Annotated in this window: 24 protein-coding genes; 3 read left to right on the top strand and 21 right to left on the bottom strand. The window is 66.3% G+C overall.

Features of this window, described 5'->3' with window-relative positions; translation table 11 throughout:
• Positions 1 to 106: 106 nt before the first annotated feature.
• The 7 genes from mnhG to mbhE are packed head-to-tail and all read right to left on the bottom strand — an operon-like array spanning position 107 to position 5,665.
• Entirely contained in the window at positions 107 to 463 is a 357-nt protein-coding gene (gene mnhG, locus E0L93_RS04365) for a monovalent cation/H(+) antiporter subunit G (RefSeq protein WP_243638105.1), read from the bottom strand.
• Positions 463 to 729, bottom strand: coding sequence for an MrpF/PhaF family protein (locus E0L93_RS04360; RefSeq protein WP_132689004.1), 267 nt, complete (start codon positions 727 to 729; stop codon positions 463 to 465). The genes mnhG and E0L93_RS04360 overlap by 1 nt, the downstream gene beginning before the upstream one ends.
• A gap of 14 nt (positions 730 to 743) precedes the next feature.
• On the bottom strand, positions 744 to 1,238 hold the full coding sequence (locus tag E0L93_RS04355) for a Na+/H+ antiporter subunit E (protein WP_132689002.1): 495 nt from the start codon (positions 1,236 to 1,238) through the stop codon (positions 744 to 746).
• Positions 1,235 to 2,611: a complex I subunit 5 family protein gene (locus tag E0L93_RS04350; RefSeq protein ID WP_132688999.1), complete on the bottom strand. Its 1,377-nt coding sequence runs from the start codon at positions 2,609 to 2,611 to the stop codon at positions 1,235 to 1,237. The genes E0L93_RS04355 and E0L93_RS04350 overlap by 4 nt, the downstream gene beginning before the upstream one ends.
• A complete protein-coding gene (locus E0L93_RS04345) occupies positions 2,611 to 2,988 on the bottom strand; it encodes a sodium:proton antiporter (RefSeq protein ID WP_132688996.1) in 378 nt (125 codons plus the stop codon). Before E0L93_RS04345 ends, E0L93_RS04350 begins: the two co-directional genes overlap by 1 nt.
• On the bottom strand, positions 2,985 to 3,425 hold the full coding sequence (locus E0L93_RS04340; protein ID WP_243638104.1) for an MnhB domain-containing protein: 441 nt from the start codon (positions 3,423 to 3,425) through the stop codon (positions 2,985 to 2,987). Before E0L93_RS04340 ends, E0L93_RS04345 begins: the two co-directional genes overlap by 4 nt.
• A complete protein-coding gene (gene mbhE, locus E0L93_RS04335; protein WP_243638103.1) occupies positions 3,422 to 5,665 on the bottom strand; it encodes a hydrogen gas-evolving membrane-bound hydrogenase subunit E in 2,244 nt (747 codons plus the stop codon). The genes E0L93_RS04340 and mbhE overlap by 4 nt, the downstream gene beginning before the upstream one ends.
• 329 nt (positions 5,666 to 5,994) lie before the next feature.
• Between mbhE and moaA the strand changes: the two genes are divergently transcribed.
• Positions 5,995 to 6,981 carry a GTP 3',8-cyclase MoaA gene (gene moaA, locus E0L93_RS04330; RefSeq protein WP_132688990.1) on the top strand — a complete coding sequence of 329 codons (987 nt, stop codon included), beginning with the start codon at positions 5,995 to 5,997 and terminating at the stop codon, positions 6,979 to 6,981.
• A 3-nt stretch (positions 6,982 to 6,984) separates the two neighbouring features.
• Here the strand turns inward: moaA and E0L93_RS04325 are convergent, their stop codons facing one another.
• From E0L93_RS04325 to E0L93_RS04260, 14 genes are all read right to left on the bottom strand, one after another.
• Positions 6,985 to 7,809 (bottom strand): sugar phosphate isomerase/epimerase family protein, encoded by an 825-nt coding sequence (locus E0L93_RS04325; protein WP_132688987.1) that lies wholly within the window; start codon positions 7,807 to 7,809, stop codon positions 6,985 to 6,987.
• Between the two features lie 119 nt (positions 7,810 to 7,928).
• Positions 7,929 to 9,446, bottom strand: coding sequence for a CoA-acylating methylmalonate-semialdehyde dehydrogenase (locus E0L93_RS04320; RefSeq protein WP_132688984.1), 1,518 nt, complete (start codon positions 9,444 to 9,446; stop codon positions 7,929 to 7,931).
• A gap of 13 nt (positions 9,447 to 9,459) precedes the next feature.
• Positions 9,460 to 10,257 (bottom strand): 5-deoxy-glucuronate isomerase, encoded by a 798-nt coding sequence (iolB, locus tag E0L93_RS04315; RefSeq protein ID WP_132688981.1) that lies wholly within the window; start codon positions 10,255 to 10,257, stop codon positions 9,460 to 9,462.
• 144 nt (positions 10,258 to 10,401) lie between these two features.
• A complete protein-coding gene (gene iolD / locus E0L93_RS04310; protein WP_132688978.1) occupies positions 10,402 to 12,282 on the bottom strand; it encodes a 3D-(3,5/4)-trihydroxycyclohexane-1,2-dione acylhydrolase (decyclizing) in 1,881 nt (626 codons plus the stop codon).
• A 23-nt stretch (positions 12,283 to 12,305) separates the two neighbouring features.
• Positions 12,306 to 13,127: an ATP-binding cassette domain-containing protein gene (locus E0L93_RS04305; protein ID WP_132688976.1), complete on the bottom strand. Its 822-nt coding sequence runs from the start codon at positions 13,125 to 13,127 to the stop codon at positions 12,306 to 12,308.
• A gap of 4 nt (positions 13,128 to 13,131) precedes the next feature.
• Positions 13,132 to 14,154, bottom strand: coding sequence for an ABC transporter permease (locus E0L93_RS04300; RefSeq protein ID WP_132688973.1), 1,023 nt, complete (start codon positions 14,152 to 14,154; stop codon positions 13,132 to 13,134).
• A gap of 55 nt (positions 14,155 to 14,209) precedes the next feature.
• Positions 14,210 to 15,199 (bottom strand): sugar ABC transporter substrate-binding protein, encoded by a 990-nt coding sequence (locus E0L93_RS04295; RefSeq protein WP_243638102.1) that lies wholly within the window; start codon positions 15,197 to 15,199, stop codon positions 14,210 to 14,212.
• Positions 15,196 to 16,092, bottom strand: a complete 897-nt coding sequence (locus E0L93_RS04290; protein ID WP_132688970.1) for a TIM barrel protein — start codon at positions 16,090 to 16,092, stop codon at positions 15,196 to 15,198. Before E0L93_RS04290 ends, E0L93_RS04295 begins: the two co-directional genes overlap by 4 nt.
• A complete protein-coding gene (locus E0L93_RS04285) occupies positions 16,089 to 17,135 on the bottom strand; it encodes a Gfo/Idh/MocA family oxidoreductase (RefSeq protein ID WP_279387443.1) in 1,047 nt (348 codons plus the stop codon). The genes E0L93_RS04290 and E0L93_RS04285 overlap by 4 nt, the downstream gene beginning before the upstream one ends.
• Complete coding sequence (gene iolG, locus E0L93_RS04280) at positions 17,132 to 18,175, bottom strand: inositol 2-dehydrogenase (protein ID WP_132688964.1); 1,044 nt, start codon at positions 18,173 to 18,175, stop codon at positions 17,132 to 17,134. Before iolG ends, E0L93_RS04285 begins: the two co-directional genes overlap by 4 nt.
• Positions 18,172 to 20,106, bottom strand: coding sequence for a bifunctional 5-dehydro-2-deoxygluconokinase/5-dehydro-2-deoxyphosphogluconate aldolase (locus E0L93_RS04275; protein WP_132688961.1), 1,935 nt, complete (start codon positions 20,104 to 20,106; stop codon positions 18,172 to 18,174). The genes iolG and E0L93_RS04275 overlap by 4 nt, the downstream gene beginning before the upstream one ends.
• 40 nt (positions 20,107 to 20,146) lie before the next feature.
• Complete coding sequence (locus E0L93_RS04270) at positions 20,147 to 20,899, bottom strand: GntR family transcriptional regulator (RefSeq protein WP_132688958.1); 753 nt, start codon at positions 20,897 to 20,899, stop codon at positions 20,147 to 20,149.
• A gap of 141 nt (positions 20,900 to 21,040) precedes the next feature.
• A complete protein-coding gene (locus E0L93_RS04265) occupies positions 21,041 to 21,331 on the bottom strand; it encodes an ATP-dependent Clp protease adaptor ClpS (RefSeq protein ID WP_132688955.1) in 291 nt (96 codons plus the stop codon).
• A gap of 26 nt (positions 21,332 to 21,357) precedes the next feature.
• Positions 21,358 to 23,346 (bottom strand): acetoacetate--CoA ligase, encoded by a 1,989-nt coding sequence (locus E0L93_RS04260; RefSeq protein ID WP_132688953.1) that lies wholly within the window; start codon positions 23,344 to 23,346, stop codon positions 21,358 to 21,360.
• A gap of 393 nt (positions 23,347 to 23,739) precedes the next feature.
• Between E0L93_RS04260 and E0L93_RS04255 the strand changes: the two genes are divergently transcribed.
• Together E0L93_RS04255 and E0L93_RS04250 are read left to right on the top strand one after the other, a co-directional pair.
• Positions 23,740 to 24,369 (top strand): V-type ATP synthase subunit D, encoded by a 630-nt coding sequence (locus E0L93_RS04255; protein ID WP_132688950.1) that lies wholly within the window; start codon positions 23,740 to 23,742, stop codon positions 24,367 to 24,369.
• 5 nt (positions 24,370 to 24,374) lie between these two features.
• On the top strand, positions 24,375 to 24,752 hold the full coding sequence (locus E0L93_RS04250) for a hypothetical protein (RefSeq protein ID WP_132688947.1): 378 nt from the start codon (positions 24,375 to 24,377) through the stop codon (positions 24,750 to 24,752).
• Positions 24,753 to 24,754: the final 2 nt, after the last annotated feature.

Here is a 24,754-nt window from a genome sequence, read left to right as displayed (position 1 = left end):
CGGACAGATCGGTCTGGTATGCTCTTCTCATCATGCTCGGTAGGGTACCGAGTCACTGCCTCAAGACCACTTTTCGGACGGTTTCTTAGAAGCCGGGGGCGGTGCCTCAGTCGCCGGGGTGGGCCTCCCGGTTCAGCCCGCGGCCCGACTGGTCCACCGCGCCCGGCGTGCGCATCTTCTCCCCTCTCTCGTAGGCGGCCTTGGCGATCATGTGTGCCGCGACGGGGGTGGTGAGGATCAGGAAGACGGCGATGAGCGCCGCCCGGAAGATGATGGCGGGATCGCCGGAGAACATGGAGGCGAACAGGAACGAGATCACGCCCAGAAAGACCGCCTTGCTCGCCGCGTGCATCTGCGTGTAGATGTCCGGCATCCGGATCATGCCGTACACCCCGACGGTCATTATGAAGACGCCCAAGACCACGAGGGCGTCGGCTACCCAGGGAGCGACCGCGGCGATCATCAGAAGAGGTTCCTCTCTCCGTAGTACCGGGCCGCCGCCATGGAGGCCGCGAACGAGAGCAGGGCCAGGATGAGCGCCGCATCCAGATAGTAGGAGGTCACCTGAGCGTCGGAGAAGAGCACGAGCGCGGCGACCAGGATCAGGGTGAGCATGTCCAGGGCCAGGATGCGCATGGACGTCGAATGCGCCGTGATGACCAGTACGGCGCTAACGCCCAGCAAGAGCGTCATCCAGACGGCCGCCACGTAGAACACGATCTCGTGCAAACTCCCTCACCTCCTCAGGGGAAGACCCTCTTCTGCCAGCGCCGGTAGAACTCCTGGTGCTCCTCTATCACCCGGCCGGGGTCGCTGGCGTCCAGGCAGTGGACCAGCATGACCCGGCGCTCCCAGTCTATGTCCACCAGGAAAGTACCCGGCGAGAGCGTCGTAGCCAGCATCGAGACCGCCACCCCGAGCGGGGTCCGCTCCTCGATGGGTATCGCCACGATGCCCGGCTTGTTCAGAGGCCGCAGGTGCAACACCACCATCGTCACCTCCAGCGTGCCCGCCAGGATGTTGTAGAGGGTGGCGAACGCGAACGGGAAGAACGCGAGAACGCGGCCCGGCAGCCCGGCTATCTCCGAGGGCTCTCCGCCGAAGAGGAATCGCCTGAAGACAACAAGCAGCGCCGAGGAGATGACCGCCCCGAAGAAGATATCCCAGGGGTGGAAGCTGGCCAGCGCGAAACAGTAGACCAGCGTCAGCAGGACCACCGCGAGCGCGAACCGGCTCACGGCGCACCCCCCAGAAGAACAGCGGCCGCCGCCCGCTGCCCCAGAGCCAGGAGCGGCTCCGGCCAGGCCCCGGCGAAGAGCAGCAGTCCGGCGACGCCCGCCACCAGAAGCCGGGCGGTGGAGGGACTGATCTTGTACGCCCGCGCCTGCGGTTTCCAGAAGACGCGCTGGTAGATCTGGAACGAGTACACGAACGAGAGCGCCCCGCCGATAAAGATCAGGGCCACCAGCGCCACGCTCTCCACGGCCAGGCTGGCCTGGAAGAGCACCAGCTTGCCCAGAAAACCCGCCGCGGGCGGCACGCCGGCGACGGAGAAGGCCCCTACCGCGAACGCCGCCCCCACCATCCAGCCGCGCAGGCCGGCTGCCAGGAAGAGCAGCAGCTTGTTCAACGAGTTGATGATCGCATAGACCACGGCGGCCGCGAACCCGACGGGACCCCCGATCCCGAGCGCGATCAGGATGTACCCCACCTGACCTATCGCCGAGTAGGCCAGCACCTCGGTCATGGTCCGGCGGGAGACCGCCTGCAGCGCCCCGTAGATTATGCTCGTGGTGCCCAGAACGAAGAGCGCCGTAGCCCCCATCTCCAGTTCTTGCGGCAGCAGCTCCCCGCCGAAGCGCAGCAGGCCGTAGCTGCCGATGTTCGCCAGTGCCCCGCTCAGCATGGCCGCCACCGAAGGCCGCACGCCCGTGTAGACCGCCGGCAGCCAGTAGTGGAACGGGAAGAGCCCCAGCTTCAGCGAGAAGGCCACGAAGATGGCCACGGCCGTTAGCAGCGCGGCGTTCGGCTGTGCTGCTGCCACCCGCTCGGCGATCATCCGCATGTCCAGCGTGCCTGTGAGGTGGTAGAGCGCCCCGACCCCGATCAGGAACAGGACGGAGCCCAGCAGGTTCACCACGGCGAAGATGAACGCCGCCCGCAGCTGCCGCGCCCGCTCTCCGTAGCCGGTGAGGGCGTAGGCCGCGATCATGGCGATCTCGAAGAAGACGTAGAAGTTGAACGCATCTCCCGTCAGGAAGAGCCCGGTAAGCCCGGCCGCCATGAACATCGCCAGCGCCGGGAACGTCCGGGACTCGATGCCGCTGACCGCCTCGTAAGCCAGTGCGATCAGGATCACCCCGACCGAGAGCACGGCGAACGTGACCCCCAGAGCGTCGGCGCGCAGCGTGATCCCGACCCCGGGGGGCCACCCTCCGGCGACCATCGTAACCGGACCGTTGGTAAACACCTCCCATCCCAGCACCAGCAGCCCGGCGAAACCGGCCGCAAGCCCCCCGAGCGCGATGCCGCCCACCGGGTGCTTGCGGCCGTCCAGCAGCGAGAGCAGCACCGCCAGCGTCCAGGTCAGGCCGAGGGTAAAGACGATCATCAGTCCTCAGCGACCTCCCGGCTCTCTATGCTCTCCTCCTCCCGCACCTCGGCCTCGGAGATGTCCTCCAGGTTGAGCGAGAGGTGCGAGGTGTAGACGCGGTAGACCAGGCTCATCAAGAGCGCCGAGATACCGAAGGCGATCACGATCGCCGTCAGGGTCATCGCCTGCACCAGCGGATCGCTCACCTCCACCCCCTCCTCCAGAGGATAGATCGGGGCCTGCCCGCGCGAGAGGCCCGCCGAGATCAGGAACAGGTTGGCGGCGTTGGAGACCAGAATGATCCCCACAACGACCCGGATCAGATCCCGCTGCAGGAGCAGGTACGAGCCGACCCCGAAGAGGACGGCTATTGTGAGCGCGGAGACCAGTATCATGTCTCCCTCCGGTGGATGGCCCGCGCCAGCAGGTCTATCGCGCCCACGGCGAACCCGAAGACGAGCATGAACACCCCGATGTCGAAGACGACCGGCGTTATCAGCTCCACGGTCCCCAGGTGGATCACCTCTTCCCCCGGCCCCGGGACGTGCGTGAAGATGGCCAGCCCCCAGAAGAGCGGGAGCAGGGCCACGGCGAGCGAGAGCAGCAGCCCGCCGAACGCGATAACCGCCACCAGCCGCACCGGCATCATCCGCTCGGCCTCCTCGTACCCGAAGGCCACGTACTGCAGGAGCATCCCGAGCGCCGCGATGACGCCGGCGTTGAAGCCGTCCCCGGTATCCGCGTACCCCTTGATCAGGATCGCCAGCGCCACCACCAGCGCAGGCACCAGCAGCACCCGCGCTACAACCCGTGTCATGACCGAGGTCTTCACCAGAGCCTCCCCCTACTCAGCAGGGTGGCTATCCCGAGCAGGGCTATACCGACGACCGTGATCTCACCCAGCGTATCCAGCCCCCGGAAGTCCGCCAGGATGGCAGTGACCACGTCTTTGGCGTGCGCTTCGGGCGCCAGCCGGATGTGCTCCTGCGCCACGCTCTCCTCCAGCGCCGGCTGCGAGAGGGTGCTCCAGGACACCGCGAACGCGAAGAAGCCGGCTATGAGCGCCACGCCGGCGTCGCGCACCTTGCGCCGGCGCGGGATAGGGTTTGAGGCTTCCCTCTCCAGCACCTTCCTGGGCAGCAGGACCAGTATCCCGATAAACAGCAGCGCCATTATCGTCTCCACCAGAACCTGAACCATGGCAACGTCCGGCCCGCCGAAGAATGCAAAGACTACAGCGAGGATATAACCAACGCTGGAGAGCACCAGCGCGAGCGTCAGGTGCCTGCGGGGGAAGACGGTCGCTATGGCCGCCACGGCCACCAGGATGAGCGCGAGAAAGAGCGGCCAGTCCAGCGGTCCGATGGCACCCACTTCGTACGCGCCGCGCGTCGGTGTAAAGAGCAGCCCCGCGCCTACCAGCACGCCGGTGGGACCCAGGATGGTCGCCACCCGGGTCCTCAGATCCCGCACCTCCAGATCGTGGATGCGGTCTGAGAAGGCGTTGAGCCCTTTAAGGGAGGCGAAGTAGAGGCGCTCCGGCCCGGCGAGCTCTCCTAGCCGGGCGAAGGCCTCCGCCGCCCCGATCCAGAAGCTCCGCGATAAGATCACCAGCACGCCGAGGGCGTAGGTGGCGAGCGCCATCAGGTTCTCCGCCCGGGCATCCAGGTGGTAGGCCGGGTCTATGGGGGTCGGGGCGTTGAAGGTGACCTCCCCGGCGGCCTGCGCGAGCCGGGCGAACGGGGCGACGTAGAGGCCGCCCGCGATCACGAGCGCGCCGAGCGCGGCTACCGGCACGGTCATCGCCGCCGGCACGCCATGCGCCTCGCTCCGCCGCTCACCGAGGAAGATACCGCTCCAGAACCTCCAGGTGTAGGCGAAGGTGAGGACCGCCCCGGCCACCGCCAGCGCCGGGAAGACGCCCCCCCGCTCCAGCGCGGCCTCGAAGAAGAGCTCGTCCTTGAAGAACCCGATGGTGAGCGGCAGCGCGGCCAGCCCCGCCGCCGAGAAACCGCTCGCCACCATCAAAAACGGCAGCTCGCGCCGCAGCCCGCCCAGATGCGAGAGCCGGGTCTCGCCGTGCGTTGCTTCGGTCACCGCCCCGGCAGTCAGGAAGAGCGCGGCCTTCGCCAGCGCGTGCGCGATCACGTAGAACGAAGCCCCGACCGCTCCATACTCCCCGCCCAGCCCGAACATGAAGACCACATACCCGTACTGCGAGATGGTCGAGTAGGCCAGAAGCTGCTTGAGCACATTACGCGTGAGCGCCAGGATGCCGCCGACCGCCATCGAGCCCAGCCCCACGACCAGCAGAGCGTCCAGCAGCCAGTCCGTCTTCTGGATCAGGGGGTAGAAGCGGCCCAGCAGGAAGACGCCCGCGGCCACCATCGCCGCCGAGTGCAGGTATGCTGAGACCGGCGTCGGCGCGGCCATCGCCCGCGGCAACCAGAACTGGAAAGGCACCTGCGCGCTCTTGGCGAGCCCGGCCACCGCGATCAGGGCGCCGGCCGCCGCCAGCAGCGCCCCCGGCTCGGACGCCTCGATGAGCGCGGGCAGCGAGAAGGTCCCGTACGCCGCGTAGAGCATCAGCGCCCCGATGAGCAGGCACACGGCCGTGATGCCGGTGACCAGCAGCGCCATCAGCGCCGAGCGCCGCGAGTCCCGCTCGTGAGCGTCGTAGCCGATCAGGTAGTAGGAGGCTATGGCCGTCAGATCCCAGAAGACGAAGATCAGGATCAAATCCTGCGCCATCACGAGCCCGACCATCGAGCCCATGAACATCAGGATGAAGAAGTGGAAGCGCGGAATGTCCGCCTCAGAGCGGCCCTGATGCTCCAGATGCAGCGGCAGATAACGCGAAGCGTAGACCGTAACGGCGAACCCTATCCCGGTCGCCAGCAGCGAGTAGAGGGCGGCCAGCCCGTCGAGCGCGAGCGTGAAGCGCAGATCCCAGGAAGGTGCCCACGGGAGATCCACCGTTCCGCCGCCCGCAAGAAGCCAGCCCCACAGCGTGGCGGCGAAGGCCAGCGCAGCGAACACGGCCCCCACGGGCGCCGCCAGCCGGGGCCTCAAGAACCCGGCCAGCGCGGCTGCAGGAGCCGCCGCGACCGCCAGAGCGAACGGCAGCAGAACGTTCAGCGCCGGCCTCCGGCAACCCCTACTCCGACCGCCCTCCTACAGGTGTAGCTGATCTGCACCTCCAAACAGCACGAGAGGGGCCCCTTCCAGTCACAAGAAGTCCGGCCCCCTCAAACGTGTCGCCGTCCCGCCCGATTTCCTTTTCCGACGCTGCATTTTACTAACAGACACCCCGTCCGGACAACTCCCTGCCGGATGTCGGCTTTAAGTGTACAATCAGCCAAGGGACCGCACACGAGAGGGAGAGCATTCCCAAAAAAACCATGGCTCAACTGACCGACAGCTACGACCGGAAGATCGACTACCTCAGGATCTCGGTCACCGACCGCTGCAACTTCCGCTGCCAGTACTGCATGCCGGAGGACATCGAGTTCAAGGACAAGAGCGAGATACTCACGCTGGAAGAGATGCTGACCTTCGCCGAGGCATGCCTCGCTTTGGGCGTCACCAAGGTGCGGGTGACGGGCGGTGAGCCGCTGGTCCGCCGGAACGTGGTGTGGCTCGTCTCCCGGCTGAAGGCTCTGGGCTTCGAGGACGTCACCATGACGACCAACGGCTTCTTGCTCAAAGAGAACCTGGAGGCGCTGGTCGAGGCCGGTCTGGACCGCATAAACATCTCTTTAGACACCCTAAAACCGGAGAAGTTCGCGTTCATCACGCGCCGCAACCACTTCCAGAAGGTCTGGGACGCGGTCATGGCAGCGCTGGAGACTCCGCTCTCCCCGGTCAAGTTGAACGCCGTGGCCATGCGCGGCATCAACGACGACGAGATCGTGGAGATGGCGAAGCTGACCCTCCGCTACCCGATGCACGTGCGCTTCATCGAGCTGATGCCGCTAAACGGCGACACGGACGGCAAGCGCTTCCGCAGTCTCTTCATCCCGGGGCGCGAGATCCTGGAGCGCGCCCAGGCGGAGCTAGGAGACCTGCACCCGGTGCAGAAGGAGGACCCCGCCGCTCCCGCGGACGAGTTCAAGTTCCGCGGCGCCCCGGGAACCTTCGGCGTTATCACCCCGGTCAGCGAGCCGTTCTGCGCCCGGTGCTCGCGGCTCAGGCTCACCGCCGACGGCAAGATCCACCCCTGCCTGCTCACCGACCTCGACGTGGACGTGAAGCCCGCGATACGCTCGGAGGACCCCATCCCGGCCATCCACGAGGTCCTGTGGGAGGCCGCCAGGATAAAGCCCCCCGCCGGCGTAACCCTCCCGGAGGAGTCCCGCAGCCGCACGATGAGCCAGATCGGGGGCTAGACGCTAGGACTCCTCGCACAGCGGGAGCAGGCTCTCGTAGCACCGCTTCGCTGCCTCTTTGGCCGGAAGCCGCCACAACTGAGCATTGAACAGCTCGATGGAGAAGAACCCACTGTAGCCGTTTCTCTCCAGGGCGGAGATGATCTCCGGCAGGTCGAGCACACCCTCTCCTGGCAGCACCCGGTCGAAGTCGCGGTGGGTGAGGTCCGCCGGTCTGTCTGGCATGTCATTGAGGTGGACGTGCTTTATATAGCGCACGGAGTCCTCGTTTATGTCGGCAAGTTTCGTGGGCGTAACGTGGTAGTGGGCGGTGTCGAAGAGCACCCCTACCCGCGGGTGGTCTGCCATCTCTGCCACTCTTACGGCGCTCTGCAAGCTCCTGATTATCGGAGACCAGTTGAACTCAACGGCGATCTCCACCCCGGTGGCCTCGGTAGCCTCGGCCAGGTTCCGCACCGCGTCAGCCACCGCCCCCAGCGCTCCGACAGAGTTCTGCTCGGGACCGTCGGTGCCCACAATCATCTTGTCAGCTCCCAGCGCGCGGATAAGCCGTGCGTTCTCAACGTTGGCCCTTAGGTTAGGCATGCGTGCGTCCGGCGAACCGAAGCATATTATCTCCAGCTGCGAACTGGCAACGACTCGGAGGCCACGAGACTCGAAGAGTTGACGAGTCTCCCCCACGGTATGACCGTCGTCGAGCCAAGCTCTGATAAGGTTCAGGTGCGGCTCGACATTCCGAAACCCGGCTGCGGCGTAGGCATCCAGAGCCTCTTCGAGGTTCCGGTGAAAGGTGCACTGCGAGTTTATGGCGATCTGCTCGGATTTCATGCTACGTGTGACTCTCCTTCCCGTGAAACCTTCCTGAGAGCGGGAAGCCGAGAAATCCCCGACCCCCCGCTCTCAAAAGTGAAAGCTGGAAACAGTAGCGACTGTCTCCTCCCAAAAGGCTACGCACCCGCCTCTTCCGGGTATGCAACAGCGGGCATCACGTCATCGGGATCGGAGAAGAAGCGGCTGATCTCCACCTTGTTCTCGGTGAAGAACCGGACCCCGTCCTTGCCCGTGGCGTGCAGATCGCCGTAGAAGGAGTCCTTTATCCCGTTGAACGGGAAGAAGGCCATGGGCGCAGCAACCCCTACATTCACCCCGAGCATCCCCGCCTCTATCCGCTCCCGCCAATGCCTCACGGCGGCGCCGCTCTCGGTGTAGATGCTGCAGGCGTTGCCGAAGGGCGAAGCGTTGGTGAACTCTATTGCCTCATCCAGGGTCCTTACCCTCACCACCGAGAGCACGGGCCCGAAGATCTCCTCGCGCGCCACCCGCATCTCACCGGTCACCCTGTCGAGGATGGTGGGCCCCATAAAGAATCCCCCGCCGCGCGGCGGCTCTCGCCCGTCGAGCACCACCTCGGCTCCCTCTTCCTCTCCGAGGTCTATGTAGCTCTTCACCCTCTCTCTGTGCGAGTCGCGGATCAGGGGCGTAAGCTCGCTCTCCTCCTCGTAGCCCGGCCCCACCTTCAGGGAGGCGGCCGCCTCTCTGACCTTCCGGACGAGCCGGTCCTGCTCCTCCCCGCTGCCCACCGCTACGAGCACGCTGCCCGCAAGGCACCGCTCTCCGGCGTTGCCGTAGGCCGAGGAGATGATGTTGGGTACCGCCTTCTCCAACACCGCATCGGGCATCACGATCATGGAGTTCTTGGCCCCCGCCAGGGCCTGAACCCGCTTGCCGTGCGCACATCCCGTCCGGTAGACGTGCTCGGCCACGGGCTTCGATCCCACGAACGAGACGGCCTTTATGCCGGGGTGCTCGAGGATGCCGTTGACGGCATCGCGCGCCCCGTTGACTATGTTGAACACCCCCTCCGGAAGTCCGGCCTCGATCAGCAGCTCACCCAGCCGCTGGGAGCAGAGCGGCGTCCTCTCAGAGGGCTTGAGGATGTAGGTGTTGCCCGCACCGATGGCTACGGGCAACGTCCACAGCGGGATCATGCACGGGAAGTTGAACGGGGCTATGGCGGCCACCACCCCAAGCGGGTAGCGCCAGGAGACGTTGTCTATCCCCCGGGCGACGTCCCTGACCGTCTCCCCCATGAGCAGCGTGGGCATCCCGCAGGCAAACTCCACCACCTCTATGCCCCGCCGCACCTCTCCGGCGGCGTCCTTCGCATCCTTGCCGTTCTCCAGGGTCACGAGGTCCCTAAGCTCCTCAAAGCGCTCCTCAAGCAGCATCTTGAAGCGGAAGAGGAGCCGGGCGCGCTCCACGACCGGGGTGGCTGCCCACCGCGGGAAGGCTTCTTCGGCCGCTCTCACCGCGCGATCCACCTCCTCCCGGGTGGAGAGCGGGGTCTCGGCTATGACCCTGCCGGTCGCCGGGTCGTAGACCGGCTCGGCCGAGAGGCCGTCGTGCTCCTCCCACCGCCCCCCGATGAAGTTCCTGACCCTGAAAGTCTTCTCGTGTGTCTGCATGGTTCCTCCTCGATTAGCTCAACAGCCACTCGTGGTCGGGGTCGTTCCTGAACTTCCAGTCGCGCACGGGACCGGCCATGACGTTCAGGTAGTAGAGGTCGTAGCCGGGAGGGGCCGAGACCGGGTGGTAGCCTCTTGGGACCAGCACCACATCGCCGTCGCCGACGACAAGCGTTTCGTCCAGGGAGCGGTCCTCCGTGTAGACGCGCTGGAGGGCGAAGCCCTTCTCCGGTCTCACCCGATGGTAGTAGGTCTCCTCCAGGTAGGTCTCTTCGGGCGGGTTGTTCCGGTCGTGCTTGTGAGGCGGATAGCTCGACCAGTGTCCGTTGGGGGTTATGACCTCTACGACCAGGAGCCGTTCTGCGGGCCTGTCCTGCATCAGGATGGGCCGGATCTCCCGCTCCATGTTGCCAGAGCCCCGGATCTCGACCTCTATCTCCTCTGGCCGCACCTCGAACGGCTCGGCGCCCCTCTCGGCCGGGGCGGAGCAGACGGCCAGCTCCAGCTCTCCCTCAGATTCCACCCGGTACTCTGTACCCGGCGGCAGGTAGAGAGCGGACGGCAGCCCGGCGAACGGGCTCTCCCTGCCGCCGATCCACCAACTCCCCGCGTCCGCCCCGACCGTACATCCCCCGGAGATGGGGACCAGGCAGACCTCCACACCCTCCGCGCGACGCTCCGTCCTTCCTCTGGCACCGAGCTTCAGCACCTCAAACCCCACGTACTCCCAGCCGGCCGACCGGGGCGTCACCTTGAGGATACTGCCGTTCGCGGCCGGCTCGTTCCTGCTCTTCACGATGAGGTCCGGCAAGTCAAAGCTCCTTTCCACAAGGTTTCAGGCCTTGTTCTCCGGCCCGGTCTCAAGCACCGTTCTGCCCCGCCTTAACCCTGGCTCCGGCAGCGGGCCGCTCCCGTGCGATGCGCCGCCTTTCCTGAAGCCTGATGCCTGTAGGCTTCACAGGTGCCAGCGTTCGGCCTGTCTGCTCGCGACGTACTCCTTGCGGGCGGCGCGCACGCTCTCCATCTCCGACACCTCGGCGACCGGTACGTCCCAGAAGGATTCGTAGGCGGGCACGAGCTCGTAGCGGTCTACCGGGATGTGGATCACGACCGTCTCCTCCACCCCCTTCGCCTGCTCCAGCGCGGCGCGCAGCTCGTCTACGGTCTTCGCCCGGATGACGTGCGCCCCCATAGACTCGGCGTTCGTTGCGAGGTCCACGGGCAGAATCTCCCCCGGCTCCTCCTCGGAGTCCAGCCCGAGGGAGCCGTCCTTGCGGTAGCGGTAGTGAGTCCCGAAGCCGTCCGAGCCCACCGAGCGGGAGAGGGAGCCGATGGAGGAGAACCCGGAGTTGTCCACGAGCACAACCGTGAGCTTGCAACCCTCCTGGATCGCGGTGACCAGCTCCGAGTTCATCATCAGGTAGGAGCCGTCGCCGACCATGACGTAGACCTCGCGCGATGGGTCGGCCATCTTGACCCCCAGCCCCCCGGCGATCTCATATCCCATGCACGAGTAGCCGTACTCGACGTGATAGCCTTTGGGGTCGCGGGTGCGCCAGAGCTTGTGCAGCTCCCCGGGCATCGAGCCCGCCGCGCACACCACCACGTCGCGCGATCCGGACGCGGCGTTTACCGCCCCGATGACCTCGCTCTGTGCGGGCAGCGGTCCGTGCCCCAAAGAGTAGAGCCGCTCGACCTCCCGGTCCCACTCGGCATTCAGGCGCTCGTTCTGCTCCCGGTATCCGGGCTCCACCTCGTAGCCGGAGAGCTCACCGGAGAGCGCTTCAAGAGTGGCGCGGGCATCGCCGACCAGGCGCACACCCGCGTGCTTGGTCGCGTCGAAGTCCGCGACGTTGACGTTGACGAAGCGGACATCCGGGTTCTGGAAGGCCGTCTTAGAAGCGGTGGTGAAGTCGGTGTAGCGGGTACCGACCCCGATGACGAGGTCGGCCTCGCGCGCAACGCGGTTGGCGGCGAAGGTGCCGGTCGCGCCGACGGCCCCCAGGCAGCAGGGGTGGTCGTAGGGTAGCGAGCCCTTGCCGGCCTGCGTCTCTCCCGCGGGGATCCCGGTACTCTCGACGAACCGCCGCAAAGCTCCGGTCGCCTCCGAGTAGATCACACCGCCCCCGGCCACGATCATAGGCCGGCGGGAGGCGCGGATCGCCGCCGCCGCCCGCTCCAGCGACTCCCGTTCCGGCAGCGGGCGGCTTACGTGCCACACCCGCTTCTCGAAAAACTCCTCCGGATAATCGTACGCCTCGGCCTGCACGTCCTGGGGCAACGCCAGGGTGACGGCCCCGGTCTCAGCCTGGTTGGTGAGCACCCGCATGGCGCTCATTGCGGCGGGGATGAGTTGCTCCGGGCGCTCTATCCTGTCCCAGTAGCGGGAGACGGGCCTGAAGCAGTCGTTGACCGAGAGGGTTCCGTCGTGCGGAGCTTCCAGCTGCTGCAGCACCGGGTCCGGACGGCGGGAGGCGAAGACGTCTCCGGGCAGGAGCAGAACGGGGAGGCGGTTTATCGTGGCGAGAGCGGCCCCGGTGACCATGTTGGTGGCCCCGGGACCGATGGAGGTGGTGCAGGCTATCGTCTGCAGGCGGTTCTTCTGCCGGGCGTAGGCGGCCGCGGCGTGCACCATGGCCTGTTCGCTGCGGGCCTGGTAGTAGGTGAGATCGTCCGCGTACTGCTGCAGCGCCTGTCCTATGCCCGCCACGTTGCCGTGGCCGAAGATCCCGAAGCACCCGGCGAAGAAGCGGTGCTCGATCCCGTCGCGTTCGGTGTACTGGTTCGCCAGGAACTTCACCAGCGCCTGCGCGGTGGTAAGCCTTACCGTACCCATTCTGAAACCACGCCCTCCGCTCTCTAGACTCCTGCCTCGTCGGTCGAAGCCCCCGGGCCTGAAGCACCCGTTCCCTGCAGCTCCGCTTCCAGCCTCTCCAGCTCCGCGCCGCCGGCCATCAGCTTCTCCAGCTCCTGGATGCTTATCTCTCCTTTCTCGAAGGTGCCCTCGCTGCGACCGTGGTTTAAGACCGTGAACCGGTCGCCGATAGCGTACGCATGGTAGACGTTGTGGCTGATGAAGATGACGGCGATCCCCTGCTCGCGGGCCCGGGCTATGTAGCGCAGCACGATGGAGGCCTGCTTCACCCCCAGGGCGCTCGTGGGCTCGTCCAGGATCAGCACCTTCGCCCCGAAGTAGATGGCACGGGCTATGGCGACCGACTGGCGCTCCCCGCCGGAGAGGGTCGCCACCGGCTGGGAGGTGTCGCGCACCTTGATGCCGATCTTGTCCAGCTCCTCACGCGTCACCCGGTCGGCGAACTTCACGTCGAAACGCCTGAACGGCCCTCTGCCCTTCGTGGGCTCGCGGCCGAGGAAGAAGTTGCGGGAGATGCCCATCAGCGGGATCATCGCCAGATCCTGGTAGACCGTCGCTATCCCGCGGTCTATGGCGTCGCGCGGCGAGGCGAAGTCCACCTCCTCACCCTCGACCAGCACCGTGCCCCTGTCGGGCCGGTGCACTCCGGAGAGGATCTTGATCAGGGTGCTCTTCCCGGCCCCGTTGTCCCCGAGCAGGCACATCACCTCGCCGGCCCTCACGCCCATGGAGATATCCTCCAGCGCGATGACCGAGCCGAAGTACTTCGAGGCGCCTCTCAGCTCGATGATCGGCGTCGCTTCCATCGTCTCACCCCTTAGACGCGCGCTTGCGGATCACGTTGTTGAACAGCACGGCGACGAGCAGCATCGCCCCGACGAAGACCAGAAACCAGTCGGTGTTGACGCCGGTGAAGAAGATGCCCTGCTGGACCATCCCGAAGATCAGGGCCCCGAAGACCGCGCCGACGACCGAGCCGTAGCCGCCGGTCAGCAGCACCCCGCCGATGACCGAGGCGGCGATGGCCTGAAGCTCCAGGAGTTGGCCGCGCAGCACGTCCGCGGACCCGGCGTCCATCACCTGGATGGTCGCCAGAAGCGCGGCAGAGAGGGCGGTGCACATAAAGAGTATGACCTTCACCCGGTTCACCGGCACCCCGACGTTGCGCGCGGCGACCTTGTCGCCCCCGACGCCGAAGATCCAGTTCCCGAACACCGTCCGCTGCAGGACGTACGTCCCGAGCACCGCCAGCCCCAGCCACCAGAAGACGGCAACTGGGATGCCTGCGATCTCACCCGCGAATATGACCCTCAGGGGGTCTCCCTCGGTGGCGGCGCCAAGCCCTCCTATCTGGGTGCGGCCCGTGATCAGGCGCGAGAACCCGATGGTCAGCCCCCGCAGGGCGAAGAGCATCGCCAGCGTGACTATGAACGACGGCAGCCCCGTCTTTATGACCACCCAGCCGTTGAACGCCCCCACGAGCAGCGCGAACACGCACGCCAGCAGCGCTCCCGCAAACAGCGGCCATCCGAACTCGGTCACGGTTATGGCGATGATGATCCCGGCCGCTCCGACCATCGAGCCCACCGAGAGGTCGAACTCCCCGTTTATCATCAGGAGCGCGACCGGAACGGCGACTATCCCCAGCTGGGCCGCGACCACGAGGTAGCTCATCGTCCCGCCGAAGGTCAGAAACCCCCTATCCCCCGCGACGATGGCGAAGAACACGAAGACCAGCACCGCGCCGGCGACCGCGGCGAGCTCGGGACGGGTGAGCAGCCTGCGCAGGAACCCGACGTCTCGAATGCGTTCGCTCACGGTAGCCTGCGTCATCTTTACGAACCTCCTTTCCCGGCGGAGGGGCCGCAGCCCCTCCACCCCACACTGCCTAACGGATGCCCTGCCTGCTCAGCTCGATGACCTCTTCCGCGGTCTCCTGCGTCACGAACGCCGGGCCGGTGGGCACCTCGCCCACGGGCCTGAGGCCGTACTGGACGTACTGAGTCAGATACAGGACCGGCAGATACCCTTGCAGGAACTGCTGCTGGTCTATGGCGAAGAGCACCTGCCCGTCGGCTACCGCCTGCAGAATCTCCGGCGACAGGTCGAAGGTGCCGAACACGAAGTCCTCGCCGACGTCCGCCCCTTCGAGCGCCTGCAGCGCCGGGTTGGCTCCCGCAGGCCCGAGCGTCAGCATGCCGTTCGCGTCCGGGTTCTGCCGGAGCGCGGTCTGAATTCCGCTGCGCGCGGCCGTCGGATCGTTGCCGTCGACGGCCACCTGCTCGACGGTGCCGCCAAGCCCCTCTTCGAAGCCGCTGCACCTCTGGTCCAGAGTCTGAACGCCCTGCTGATGGTTGATGCACAGAGCGTTCGTCACGCCCTCCCCGGCCATGCGCTCTCCGGCCGCGACCCCGGCCTCGTACTCTGTCTGGCCGATGTAGGTAAGAGCGCCGAACTCCTCCCAGTCCTCTCTTCCCGCGTTGAGCATGACCACGGGGATACCCTTCTCGACGGCCTCCTGCACCAGCGGCCCCAGAGCATCGGGGTCCGGGACCGAAACGGCCAACCCGTCCGGTTCCGAAGCGATGGCCGCCTCAAGGTTCCTCTGTATCTCCACCACGTCGAATGCTTCCGGCGACCGGTACTCGAACTCGACGCCCAGATCCGCGGCGGCCTGATCCGCCCCGTTCTTGACCACCGACCAGAACGGGTCCGCCGGTGGACCGTGCGTCACCATGACGATGCGGATGTCGCCACGATCCGCCAGACCACCTTCGCCGCCCTGCTGCTCGCCGGCCTGCTCGTCCGCACCGCAGCCAGCTACTGCAAATAGCGCGACGGCCAGCACCGCCAGCAGCCATCTTCCCTTTCCGATCACCCCTTCACACCTCCGTTTAATCTCTCCTGCACGAACCCGAAGCTTATGCACACATCGCCGACCGGACCCTCCCCCTCCTCCGGCTCTTTCTCGACCAACATATCCTGCTCCAGTACGTACCACCTCCCGTATCCCGCAACCTTGAGCACATCCAACAGCCGTCCGATGTCCACATCGCCCTCCCCCAGGGGCCGGAACGCCTCCGCCCGGCACGCCCCCTTGAAGTCGAGCTCCCGGGCGCCGAGCCGTTTCGCCACCTCCCGGTCCACGTCTTTCAGATGGACGTGCTTTACGCGATCGGCGGCCTCCTCTGCGATCTCGACCGGGTCGCTGCCCCCGATCACGAGGTGCCCGGTGTCCAGACAAAGGCCCGTATCACAACTATCCAGAAAGCGCCGGAGCTGATCGTCGGTCTCGATCACGGTCCCGAAGTGGGGGTGCAGCGCGAGCGTAAGACCGTGGCGGACGCAGATCTCCTCCGCCCTTTTGAGGTTCTCGAAGAGCTCCTTCCAGCCCGCCTCGTCCAGTTCGACGACCTCTTCATAGCTCTCCGCGCCGGTCGCCGCCGCGAGCACCAGCGTGTCCGCCCCGACGGCGGCGAAGAACCTCGCCCGGCGCTCTACGAGGTGGAGTCCCTGCAGGCTAACGCCCGGATCGTGCAGTACGGCGGGCACGAAGCCCCCCACAAGACTCAGACCGTACTCGGCTAGCTTAGCCTTGACCCCGTCCGGATCTTCCGGCAGGAAACCTGCCGGTCCCGCCTCCATCGCCGTGAGCCCTACAGAAGCGGCCTCGCGCAGCACCCTGTCGGCGGGCATCTGGTAGCCCCAGTCCGGTATCTCGATGACCCCCCAGGAGATCGGGGCGCCGGCGACGCGCGCTCCTCCGCTCATCTGTTGACCTCCGCGATCCCTTCGTACAGCGCGGGCCGGTCTGGGATAGTCAGGCTCTGCGGGGATCCCGAGTTCAGAGACGAGATGCAGCATTCGACCGCCGCGAGCGAGACATATCCGTCCCAGGCGTCCGGACCTGTAAAGTTCCCCTCGTGCAGGTCTCCTATCCACCGCTGCATTTCGAGCACGTATGCGGCGTCGAACCTTTCGAGCCAGTCGCCCTCGATACGGCGTCCCACACAGCGCTGCCTGCGCAGCATGGAGGAGCCGGAGGGGGCGATGCTTACCGTGCCCGAGTCTCCGACGACCTCCAGGCCGACCTCGTATCCGTAGCCGGCGTTCACATAGACCTCGATATCGGCGAGGCAACCGCCGCCCAGTCTCAGCTGGATCATCTGCAGGTCCAGCACTCCGTCGTCCGAACGCGCCCCGGTGCTTACCCCGGACACGTAGGCCTCTTCGATCTCTTGTCCGAGCAGCCACCTAGCGGTATCGAGATCATGCACGGCGGAGTTGACGAGCACCGATTCCGAGGTCGTGCCCGGAAGTGCAGCAGCGTTCCGGTGGATCCCCCGGAACAGGACTGGGCGTCCTATGGCTCCGGAGTCGATGGCCTCTCTGACCTCTCGATGCGAAGGGTCGTAACGCCTCATGAAGCCTACCACCACCATCCTCCTGCCGAGTGCCGCCTCGGCGTCTAGGATCCGGCGAGCCTCCTCGACGGTGGTGGCCAGTGGCTTCTCACAGAAGACGGGTTTTCCGGCCTCCAGGCACTCTATAACCAACCCGGCATGGGTCTCGTCCGGCGTGGTTATCACGACGGCGTCTATGCCGCCGTGCCGGATCAGCTCACGCCCGTCCTCGAAGACCATCACACCTGCACCGCAGCCGGCAGACAGCCTCTCCGCGCGCGAGCGGTCCAGATCCATAACGCCCGCCACCCTCACCCCCGGAACGCAGGTGCTCAGGGTCGCAGCGTGCCGGGCACCCATGCTACCCGCCCCTATGATACCGACCGAGATTACATCCGGATGAGAGCTCACTTCCGCACCTCGTAGAATACGGCACCGTCCTTGATCCCGCTCTCCGGCCGCACCGTTCTGCCTTCCCGGTAGGAGCGCGCGGCCGCTTGCGAGAGGGCAAGAGCGGCCGCGTCATCGGCCCCGCCAACCTCGGGTTCCAGATCCTCACGCACCACGCGGATGAAGTGCTCAATCTCGCTCCTGTAGGCCCCGGCGAAACGCTCGACGAAGTCGGAGACGTAGTCCTGGCACACCCGGTCGGGGGTGAGCGTCTGCACCGCCACGCGCCGGTGGTTGCCGATCCTGAGGGTGGCCCTGGAGCCCATGATCTCGCTGGAGCACTCGTAGCCGTAGCCCGCCACGCGGCTGTTGTCTATGACCCCCAAAGCGCCCGTGGCGAAGCGCAAAACGACGACGGCGTTGTCTATGTCCCCGATCTCCTCGAAGCCGGGGTCCGAGAGCGCCGCGCCGAAGGCCGTGACCTCTTCGATCTCGCCGATCATCCAGCGGGCGGTGTCGAAGTCATGCAGGGTGACGTCGGCGAAGAACCCTCCGGAGCCCTTCAGGAACTCAAAGCCAGGCGAGCGCATGTCTCTAAGGGAGGTGCGGAAGAGGTAGATGTCGCCTACCTCGCCCGCGGAGATCTTCTCCCGCGCGGTGCGGTAGTCGGGGTCGAAGCGGCGGTGGAAGCCGGCTTGCAGCTTCACGCCGGAGGAACGCACCGTCTCAATGACCTCGTATGTGCGACTCAGCTCCAGCGAGATGGGCTTCTCGCAGAAGACGTGCTTGCCCGCTCTTGCGGCCGCCTCGGCCATATCGGCGTGCAGCGGTGTCGGGCTCGCCACGATGACCGCTTCGATCCGGTCATCTTCCAGCAGATCCCCATATTCGGTGGACCAGTCAACCCCACCCAGCCGCTCGGAGTTCTCCCGGGCGACCTTCTCGTTTGCGTCCACGATCCTCACCAGATGGGCCCCGGGAATGCGGCCTGCGAGGTTTGCCGCGTGAAAGCGGCCCATCCTCCCCAGACCTACCAACCCTACGCGCACATCCTTCGTCATCCCGCTGCACCTTCCCGTATCCCGCCTTCGCTCCTCCTTCGCCAGAGCTCGTTCATGCGCCCGTAGCCTTCGGCCACGGAGGAGACGAGCTCACCGTCGCCTATCTCACCGGCCAGCCACCGGCGCGCGGCCTCCCCGTAGATCGAGCGCCCGATGGCAAACCCCCTGCACAGCGGCTCGGATGAGGCCGCAGCGAAGCTCCGGACCAGTCTCTCTTCCTCGAGCCCCTGCCCCAGAACCAGCAAGCCCGCGCAGTACGGATCGTGCCTGCGCACCACGTCCCCGATCCCGCGCCACACCTCCGGATCAGGGTTCGGCGGCAGCTTCCACCAGTCGGGGCGCACCCCGAGCTCGTAGAACCGGGCGAGCAGTCCCGCTACGCTAGTCTTGTCGTATTGCATACCCTGCGGGGCTTGAACCTCCAGCAGCAGCCGCCGGTCGTTCTGGACGCAGGCGTCGTAGAGCTGGATGACCCGCTGCTCCTGCAGCGGCCTGATCTCCGGATCGTCCTGCGGGTGCATGTAGAGGTTGCACTTGACAACGTGCTCCTGCGGCCAGCGCCTCAGCGTGGCTGCGACGTTCGGCCCCCCGACGAACTCTACGGGCCGGCTCCTGGCCACCTCGACGGCACGGGCGATCCAGAACCCGCTCCCGGTGAGCTCCTCGAGCGCCCTATCTCCGTAGATATCGTCCAGCAACACGCCCGCTGCCTCATCGTCCTCGGCCACGCGCCGGAAGGCCCGCCCGAGCAGCACCTTCAGGTCGCGCAGGCGCCCGCGGCCGGCCCCGAGCTCGTCGGCCGCCTCCTCGAGCTGCCAGCGATGGTCTATGGCGAGCACGCGCAGCTCGCCGGGGCTCTTGCGGGTCGTGACACGGTGCAGATGGCTGAGCCAGCCGTCCTCCCGCAGGCGGCGCGGCTTCTCTTCCAGGTTCAGGAAGTACTCCAGCTCCTCCCGGGTGGGCATAGCCGGAGAACAGCCGTGCCGGGAGACCACGATGGCCCCGCAAGCGTTCCCGAGCCTGAGGCACTCCTCCAGAGGCTCCCCGCGCAGCCAGCCGGAGAGGAAACCGCTCATGAAGGCGTCGCCCGCGCCGACGGAGTTGAAGACTTCGACCGGGAAGCCCGGAACCCGCACGCCGTCTTCGACGCTCTCCGGGATCTCTTCCGGGAAGACCACGGCCCCCATCGCGCCGACCTTGAGCACGATGACAGCACCGCTTTCCTTGCGAATGCTCCGGAGGGCCTCCAGCGTATCCGCCGAGCCGCCGGCGATCCGGACCTCCTCCTCGGTGCCCACGACGAGGTCGCAGTCCGGCAACGCGGCCCGGTAGCTCTCCGTGACCTTCTCGCTCTCCACGAACATCTCGCCGCCCCGCTCGTGCGAGGCCACACCCCAGAAGACGGGCCGGTAGTCCAGATCGAAGACGACGCTCGTCCCCGCCTCCCTCGCCGCCCGTATAGCCTTGAACGTGGCCGCCCTGGGGCCGGGCCGCGAGAGGGGCGTCCCCGTGACGAGCAGAGCCTTCGATGAGGCTATGAAGGCTAGGTCCACATCCTCCTCCCCCAGAGCCATGTCGGCGGCGGCACCATACGCGAAGATCCTGGGGAAGCCCTCCGACTCCCGGACCGCGAGAAGGACGTAGGGCGTGAGACGCTCCGGATCTAACCTGACGCGGCTTGTGTCCACACCGTTCTCCGAGAGGGTCCGGCGCACGTAGCGGCCCATCTGCTCCGCTCCCACGCGGGTGAGCATCGCGCTCCGCACCCCCAGCCGCGCCGTACCGATGGCGATGTTCGTCGCGCTGCCGCCGACGTACTTGCGGAAGGACTGAACGTCCTCGAGGGGCGCCCCCTCCTGCTCGGCGTAGAGGTCCACGCAGGTGCGCCCGATGCACACGAGGTCCGGCGCCCGTTGCCCGTCTTCGCTCATGCCCTCCCCCTTCCTCGCCGCCTGCCGCAAATCGCCGGAATCACAGCTCCATCAGCATCATCTCGAACCAGTAGGACTCCGCCGGGTAGCGGTGCGACCCGTACTCTATGGGACGACCCTCGGTGTCGTAGGCCACCCGGATCATGGTCAGTACGGGATCTCCGGGCTCGATCTCCAAAAGCTCCGCCTCCTCATCCCCGGCCTTCCGGGCACCGATCCGCTGGGTCGCGACGTGCGGCGTGATGCCGCTCTCGCGGAAGAGCTCGTAGAGGCCGGTCCGCTCCAGATCCGCACTCCCGATCTCCAACAGCCCCGCCGGCACGACGTTGTGCATGAGCGCGATCGGATAGTAGTCGCCGGAGTTCGCGACGCGCAGCCGGTCGAAGCTCAGCACGGAGACGCCCGGCTCTACCCCCAACTGCTCCGCGATCTCCGGCGGACAAGCCGCCTCCTCGAACCGCAGTACCCGCGTCCTCGGCTCTCTACCCGCCTCCTTCAAATCGTCATACAGACTGGTCAAAGCAACCACCCGCCGCACCGGCTTCGGCGCAACCATGGTCCCGATGCCCCGCCGCCTCACGAGTAGCCCCTTGTCGACCAGCTGCTTTATGGCCGCCCGCATCGTGGGCCGGCTGATCCCTAACTGCTCCGCAAGATCTAACTCACTGGGCAGCTTGCTGCCCCGCGCCAGCCGCCCCTCCTCAATGGCCTCCTCCAGCACCCTGGCCGCCTGATGATACAGCGGTACAGGACTGCTGTAGTCGAGCCTTACCCCGGCCAGAGCTTCAGTCATCTAACTCCTCCGTAATGTATTTACATATTGACTTCACTATATAAAGACTTAAATACTGTGTCAAGCGTTCTCGGTGCGGTGGGGAGAAAACCCGCCGTGGCGGGTTCGGCTATGTATGCGATTCTGCGGGGGTTCTCCGGTTCAGTCGGGTTCTATGGTGGCGGTCAGGCCTTCCTCGCCCAGCCGTTCGCGGTAGAGTTCGGCGAGTTCTTTGTGGCATTTGGCGGCGACCGCCTGTCCTCTGGTGTGGGCTTCCCACATGACCTCGGTCGCCCGTTTGAGCGTCATCCCTGCGATGACCTTCCGCAGCGTCTCCACGACGTGCTCCATGGTGTTGTAGTCGTCGTTGTGCAGGATGACCTTATAGGGTGGTTCCTGGGTGACCTTCCGGGAGGTCTTTTTGCGCGGTACGGTACGGGTTCTCTCTTTCATCACTACCATAGCGCGAGAATAGAAGCCTACACCTCCTCCTTCTGCAGCTTTCGGGCCAGCCTGACGAAGAACTCCACGGCTTTGGGGTTGGCGACGGATCCCGGGTTGAGGGATCTCTCCGGGGGGGAGCCCATCAGGATCTTCTTGACCGGCACCTCCAGTTTCTTGCCGTTGAGGGTGCGCGGGATCTCCTGCACGGCGAAGATCTCGTCCGGCACGTGGCGCGGGGAGATGTCCTGCCGGATGCGGGATTTTATGCGCTGCTTCAGCTCCTCGGTCAGCTCCTCGCCCTCGTTGAGGACGACGAAGAGCGGCATGTAGGATCTGCCACCCAGAGCTTCGGTATCCACGACGAGGCTGTCGGCGATCTCGGGCAGGCTCTCGACGGCGGCGTAGATCTCGCTCGTTCCCATCCGGACGCCGCCGCGGTTGATCGTCGAGTCGCTGCGCCCGTAGATCACGCAGCTTCCCCGGGGCTTTATCTTGATCCAGTCCCCGTGCCGCCAGACGCCCGGGAAAGTGTCGAAGTAGCTCTCCCGGTAGCGCTCCCCTCCGGGGTCGTTCCAGAAGTAGAGGGGCATGGAGGGCATCGGCTCGGTTATCACCAGCTCTCCCACCTCGTCCGTGAGGGGCTCTCCCCGTTCGCTGAAAGCCTCTACCTTCGCCCCCAGGCACCGGCACTGCAGCTCCCCGGCGTGCACGGGCAGCAGCGGACATCCGCCCACGAAGGCCGTGCAGAGGTCGGTGCCGCCGCTCACGGAGGCCAGCCAGAGGTCCTGCTTGACGTGTTCGTAGACCCAGGCGAAGCCTTCGGGGGGCAGCGGGGAGCCGGTGGAGCCGATGCTCCGCAGGCGGCTCAGGTCGTGATCGCGGCCCGGTTCCACCCCGGCCTTCGCGCACGCCCCGATATACCCGGCGCTGGTGCCGAAGAGCGTGATGCCGGCCTCCTGTGCGAACCTCCAGAGCACGTTCATGTCCGGGTATCCGGGGCTGCCGTCGTAGAGCACGCTCGCGGCCCCGGTCAGAAGACCGCTCACCACCACGTTCCACATCATCCAGCCGGTGGTGGTGAACCAGAAGAGGCGGTCGTCGGGGCCCAGGTCGTGGTGCAGCCGGAGCAGCTTCAGGTGCTCCAGCATGATGCCCCCGTGACCCTGCACGATGGCCTTGGGAAGCCCCGTGGTGCCGGAGGAGTAGAGAATCCAGAGCGGATGGTCGAACGGGACCGGCTCGAACTCCAGCTCCCCGCCGGCGCCGGTCAGCAGATCATCCCAGAGAAACGCATCCCGCAGCACACCGGTATCGGGGGTGTCCGAGAGGTACGGGATGAGAACCGTCCGCTCCAGCGAGGGCATCTCCCGCTGCAGCTGCGCGACGGTGGAAAGCCGGTCGTAGGGCCTGCCGCCGTAGACGTAGCCGTCCACGGCGAAGAGGACTTTTGGTTCGATCTGCTCGAAGCGGTCCGCCACACCGCGGGTCCCGAAGTCCGGCGAGCAGCTCGACCACACCGCCCCGACGCTCGCGCAGGCCAGAAACGCAACGATGGCCTCGGGCGAGTTGGGAACGTAGGCGGCAACGCGGTCACCCGGCCTCACTCCCATCCCGCGTAGCGCAGCGGCGAGCGCGGCCGTCTTCTCTTTGAGCTCGCTCCAGGAAACCTCCGAGAGCCCGCGCCGCTCCGAAGCGTAGATGAGCGCCGGAGCCTCCCCCCGGTAGTTCTCGAAGATCCGGCGGGCGTAGTTCAGCCTAGTCCCCTCGAACCAGCGGGCCCCCGGCATCCGGCGCTCCGCCAGCACCCGCCCGTAGGGCGCGTACTCGCTGACCCCGCAGTAATCCCAGACGGAGGCCCAGAAGTCCTCGACCTCACCCACCGACCAGCGCCAGAGCTCCTCGTAGCTTCTGGCTTCCACCCCGCGCTCCTCGCGTAGCCACCGCATGTAGCGGGCGATCTCGGAGCGCTCCACCTGCTCCCTGGACGGCTCCCACAGCAGCTTGCCCTCCGGAGTCCCACTCATCTCCCGCAATCTCCTCTTCCGCCGGCAGGATACCCTGGTTTTTTAGGTTATCAGATGGGGCGGCTCGATGCTCCGCCCGGTGATAGACACTTTTGCAGCTATTCTCCGGCTCCCTGTAGGAGAATTGTAAGGCGGTTCGCTCTCCACGTTGACGCTGCATCCGCCGGATGATAGCAATCTGTTGGTGGACGACGACTAGTCGCGGGCAGAGTCAGACAGGGAGTAAGAGCTTCGGCAGTCTGCGCAGGGTAGCCGGAGAGTTTATCTCTGCATGCCGTCCGGTCACAAGGCATGCATTCTCTCCGGCACGATGCATCTGCCGGCCATTTTCTGAAGTGTAGCGACCGTGACGGCCGCCGTTTTCGTGCTGCCGCACACAGCGGATAGGAGGTTATGCAGAACGTCAGTGCCACCCGCAGTGAGCTGCTGGCGCGGCGGAACAGGATCTCTCTCGCCGCGCAGGGGCGGGACCTGCTCAAGGAGAAGCGCACCGCCCTGATGAAGGAGTTCGAGCGGCTGAGCGCCCGGGCGCTCGACGCGCTGGAGTCTCTGGAGCAACAGGCTGCCGACGCCCGCGGGGCTCTCGGGGAGGCGATGGCCCTCGACGGCCCCGAAGCCGTGGGTTCGGCCGCGCTAGCCGCCGGCGGGGAGGTGGGGGTGCGGTTGACCTCCAGAAGCGTGGCCGGGGTACCGGTTTTAGAGCTTGAGCACGACCCGGTCGGGCGCCCACGCTTCGGACGTGGCTACAGTCTGGCCTCCACCACCCCCGGCATAGACGAAGCGGCGGAGGCCTTCGAGTCGGCGCTCGAAGGTTTTCTGGACGTGGTGGCCGTCGAGCTATCGCTGCGGCGGCTGGCCGAGGAGATAGAGCGCACCACCCGGCGGGTCAATGCTCTGGATCACGTCGTGATCCCCCGTCTGGAGGCGGAGCGCGACTACATACAGATGGTTCTGGATGAGCGCGAGCTGGAGGATCGCGTGCGCCTGATGAGGATGAAGTCCGGCTCTGAAGGGAGGTCCTGACGGAGGTGAAGGAGACGACCCTGGGAGACATCCGCCAGCGTGTCGAGCAGAACGGCCGGGGTGGCGAGGAGGCCGCGCTTGAGGCCGTCCGCCGGTTGGAGGAGAAGCTGGAGAAGCAGCGGGACGCGAGAGAGGCGGCGCGAGAGCGTCTCGAAGCGGCCCGGGAGGAGGCCGGGCGCATCGTGAGCAAGGCGCAGGAGGAGGCGCTGCAAGAGGCGGAGGCACGAAGGTCCGAGCTGCTGAGTGCGGCCGACGCTGAGGCCGGGCGCCTGCTGCGTCGGGCCCGGAAGGAGGCCGAAAGGATACTCGCGCTCGCGGAGAAAGACCGGGATGCGGCGGCTGCGGAGGTGCTCGAAGCCCTGCTTCCGGAAGAGGTGAGCTAGAG

It is taken from the genome of Rubrobacter taiwanensis (assembly GCF_004337705.1).
Lineage (GTDB): Bacteria > Actinomycetota > Rubrobacteria > Rubrobacterales > Rubrobacteraceae > Rubrobacter_C > Rubrobacter_C taiwanensis.
The sequence above is the reverse complement of the archived record's forward strand: the minus strand, read 5'-3'. Positions and strand labels throughout refer to the sequence as shown.

Coding starts and splice junctions, on each gene's coding strand:
- E0L93_RS04350 (WP_132688999.1), bottom strand. CDS start 2,611: ATGATCGTCTTTACCCTCGGCCTGACCTGGACGCTGGCGGTGCTGCTC.
- iolG (WP_132688964.1), bottom strand. CDS start 18,175: ATGACGAAGGATGTGCGCGTAGGGTTGGTAGGTCTGGGGAGGATGGGC.
- iolD (WP_132688978.1), bottom strand. CDS start 12,282: ATGGGTACGGTAAGGCTTACCACCGCGCAGGCGCTGGTGAAGTTCCTG.
- E0L93_RS04275 (WP_132688961.1), bottom strand. CDS start 20,106: ATGAGCGAAGACGGGCAACGGGCGCCGGACCTCGTGTGCATCGGGCGC.
- E0L93_RS04255 (WP_132688950.1), top strand. CDS start 23,740: ATGCAGAACGTCAGTGCCACCCGCAGTGAGCTGCTGGCGCGGCGGAAC.
- E0L93_RS04305 (WP_132688976.1), bottom strand. CDS start 13,127: ATGGAAGCGACGCCGATCATCGAGCTGAGAGGCGCCTCGAAGTACTTC.
- E0L93_RS04345 (WP_132688996.1), bottom strand. CDS start 2,988: ATGATACTGGTCTCCGCGCTCACAATAGCCGTCCTCTTCGGGGTCGGC.
- E0L93_RS04325 (WP_132688987.1), bottom strand. CDS start 7,809: ATGAAATCCGAGCAGATCGCCATAAACTCGCAGTGCACCTTTCACCGG.
- moaA (WP_132688990.1), top strand. CDS start 5,995: ATGGCTCAACTGACCGACAGCTACGACCGGAAGATCGACTACCTCAGG.
- E0L93_RS04270 (WP_132688958.1), bottom strand. CDS start 20,899: ATGACTGAAGCTCTGGCCGGGGTAAGGCTCGACTACAGCAGTCCTGTA.
- E0L93_RS04260 (WP_132688953.1), bottom strand. CDS start 23,346: ATGAGTGGGACTCCGGAGGGCAAGCTGCTGTGGGAGCCGTCCAGGGAG.
- mnhG (WP_243638105.1), bottom strand. CDS start 463: ATGATCGCCGCGGTCGCTCCCTGGGTAGCCGACGCCCTCGTGGTCTTG.
- E0L93_RS04320 (WP_132688984.1), bottom strand. CDS start 9,446: ATGCAGACACACGAGAAGACTTTCAGGGTCAGGAACTTCATCGGGGGG.
- E0L93_RS04265 (WP_132688955.1), bottom strand. CDS start 21,331: ATGAAAGAGAGAACCCGTACCGTACCGCGCAAAAAGACCTCCCGGAAG.
- E0L93_RS04300 (WP_132688973.1), bottom strand. CDS start 14,154: ATGACGCAGGCTACCGTGAGCGAACGCATTCGAGACGTCGGGTTCCTG.
- E0L93_RS04290 (WP_132688970.1), bottom strand. CDS start 16,092: ATGAGCGGAGGAGCGCGCGTCGCCGGCGCCCCGATCTCCTGGGGGGTC.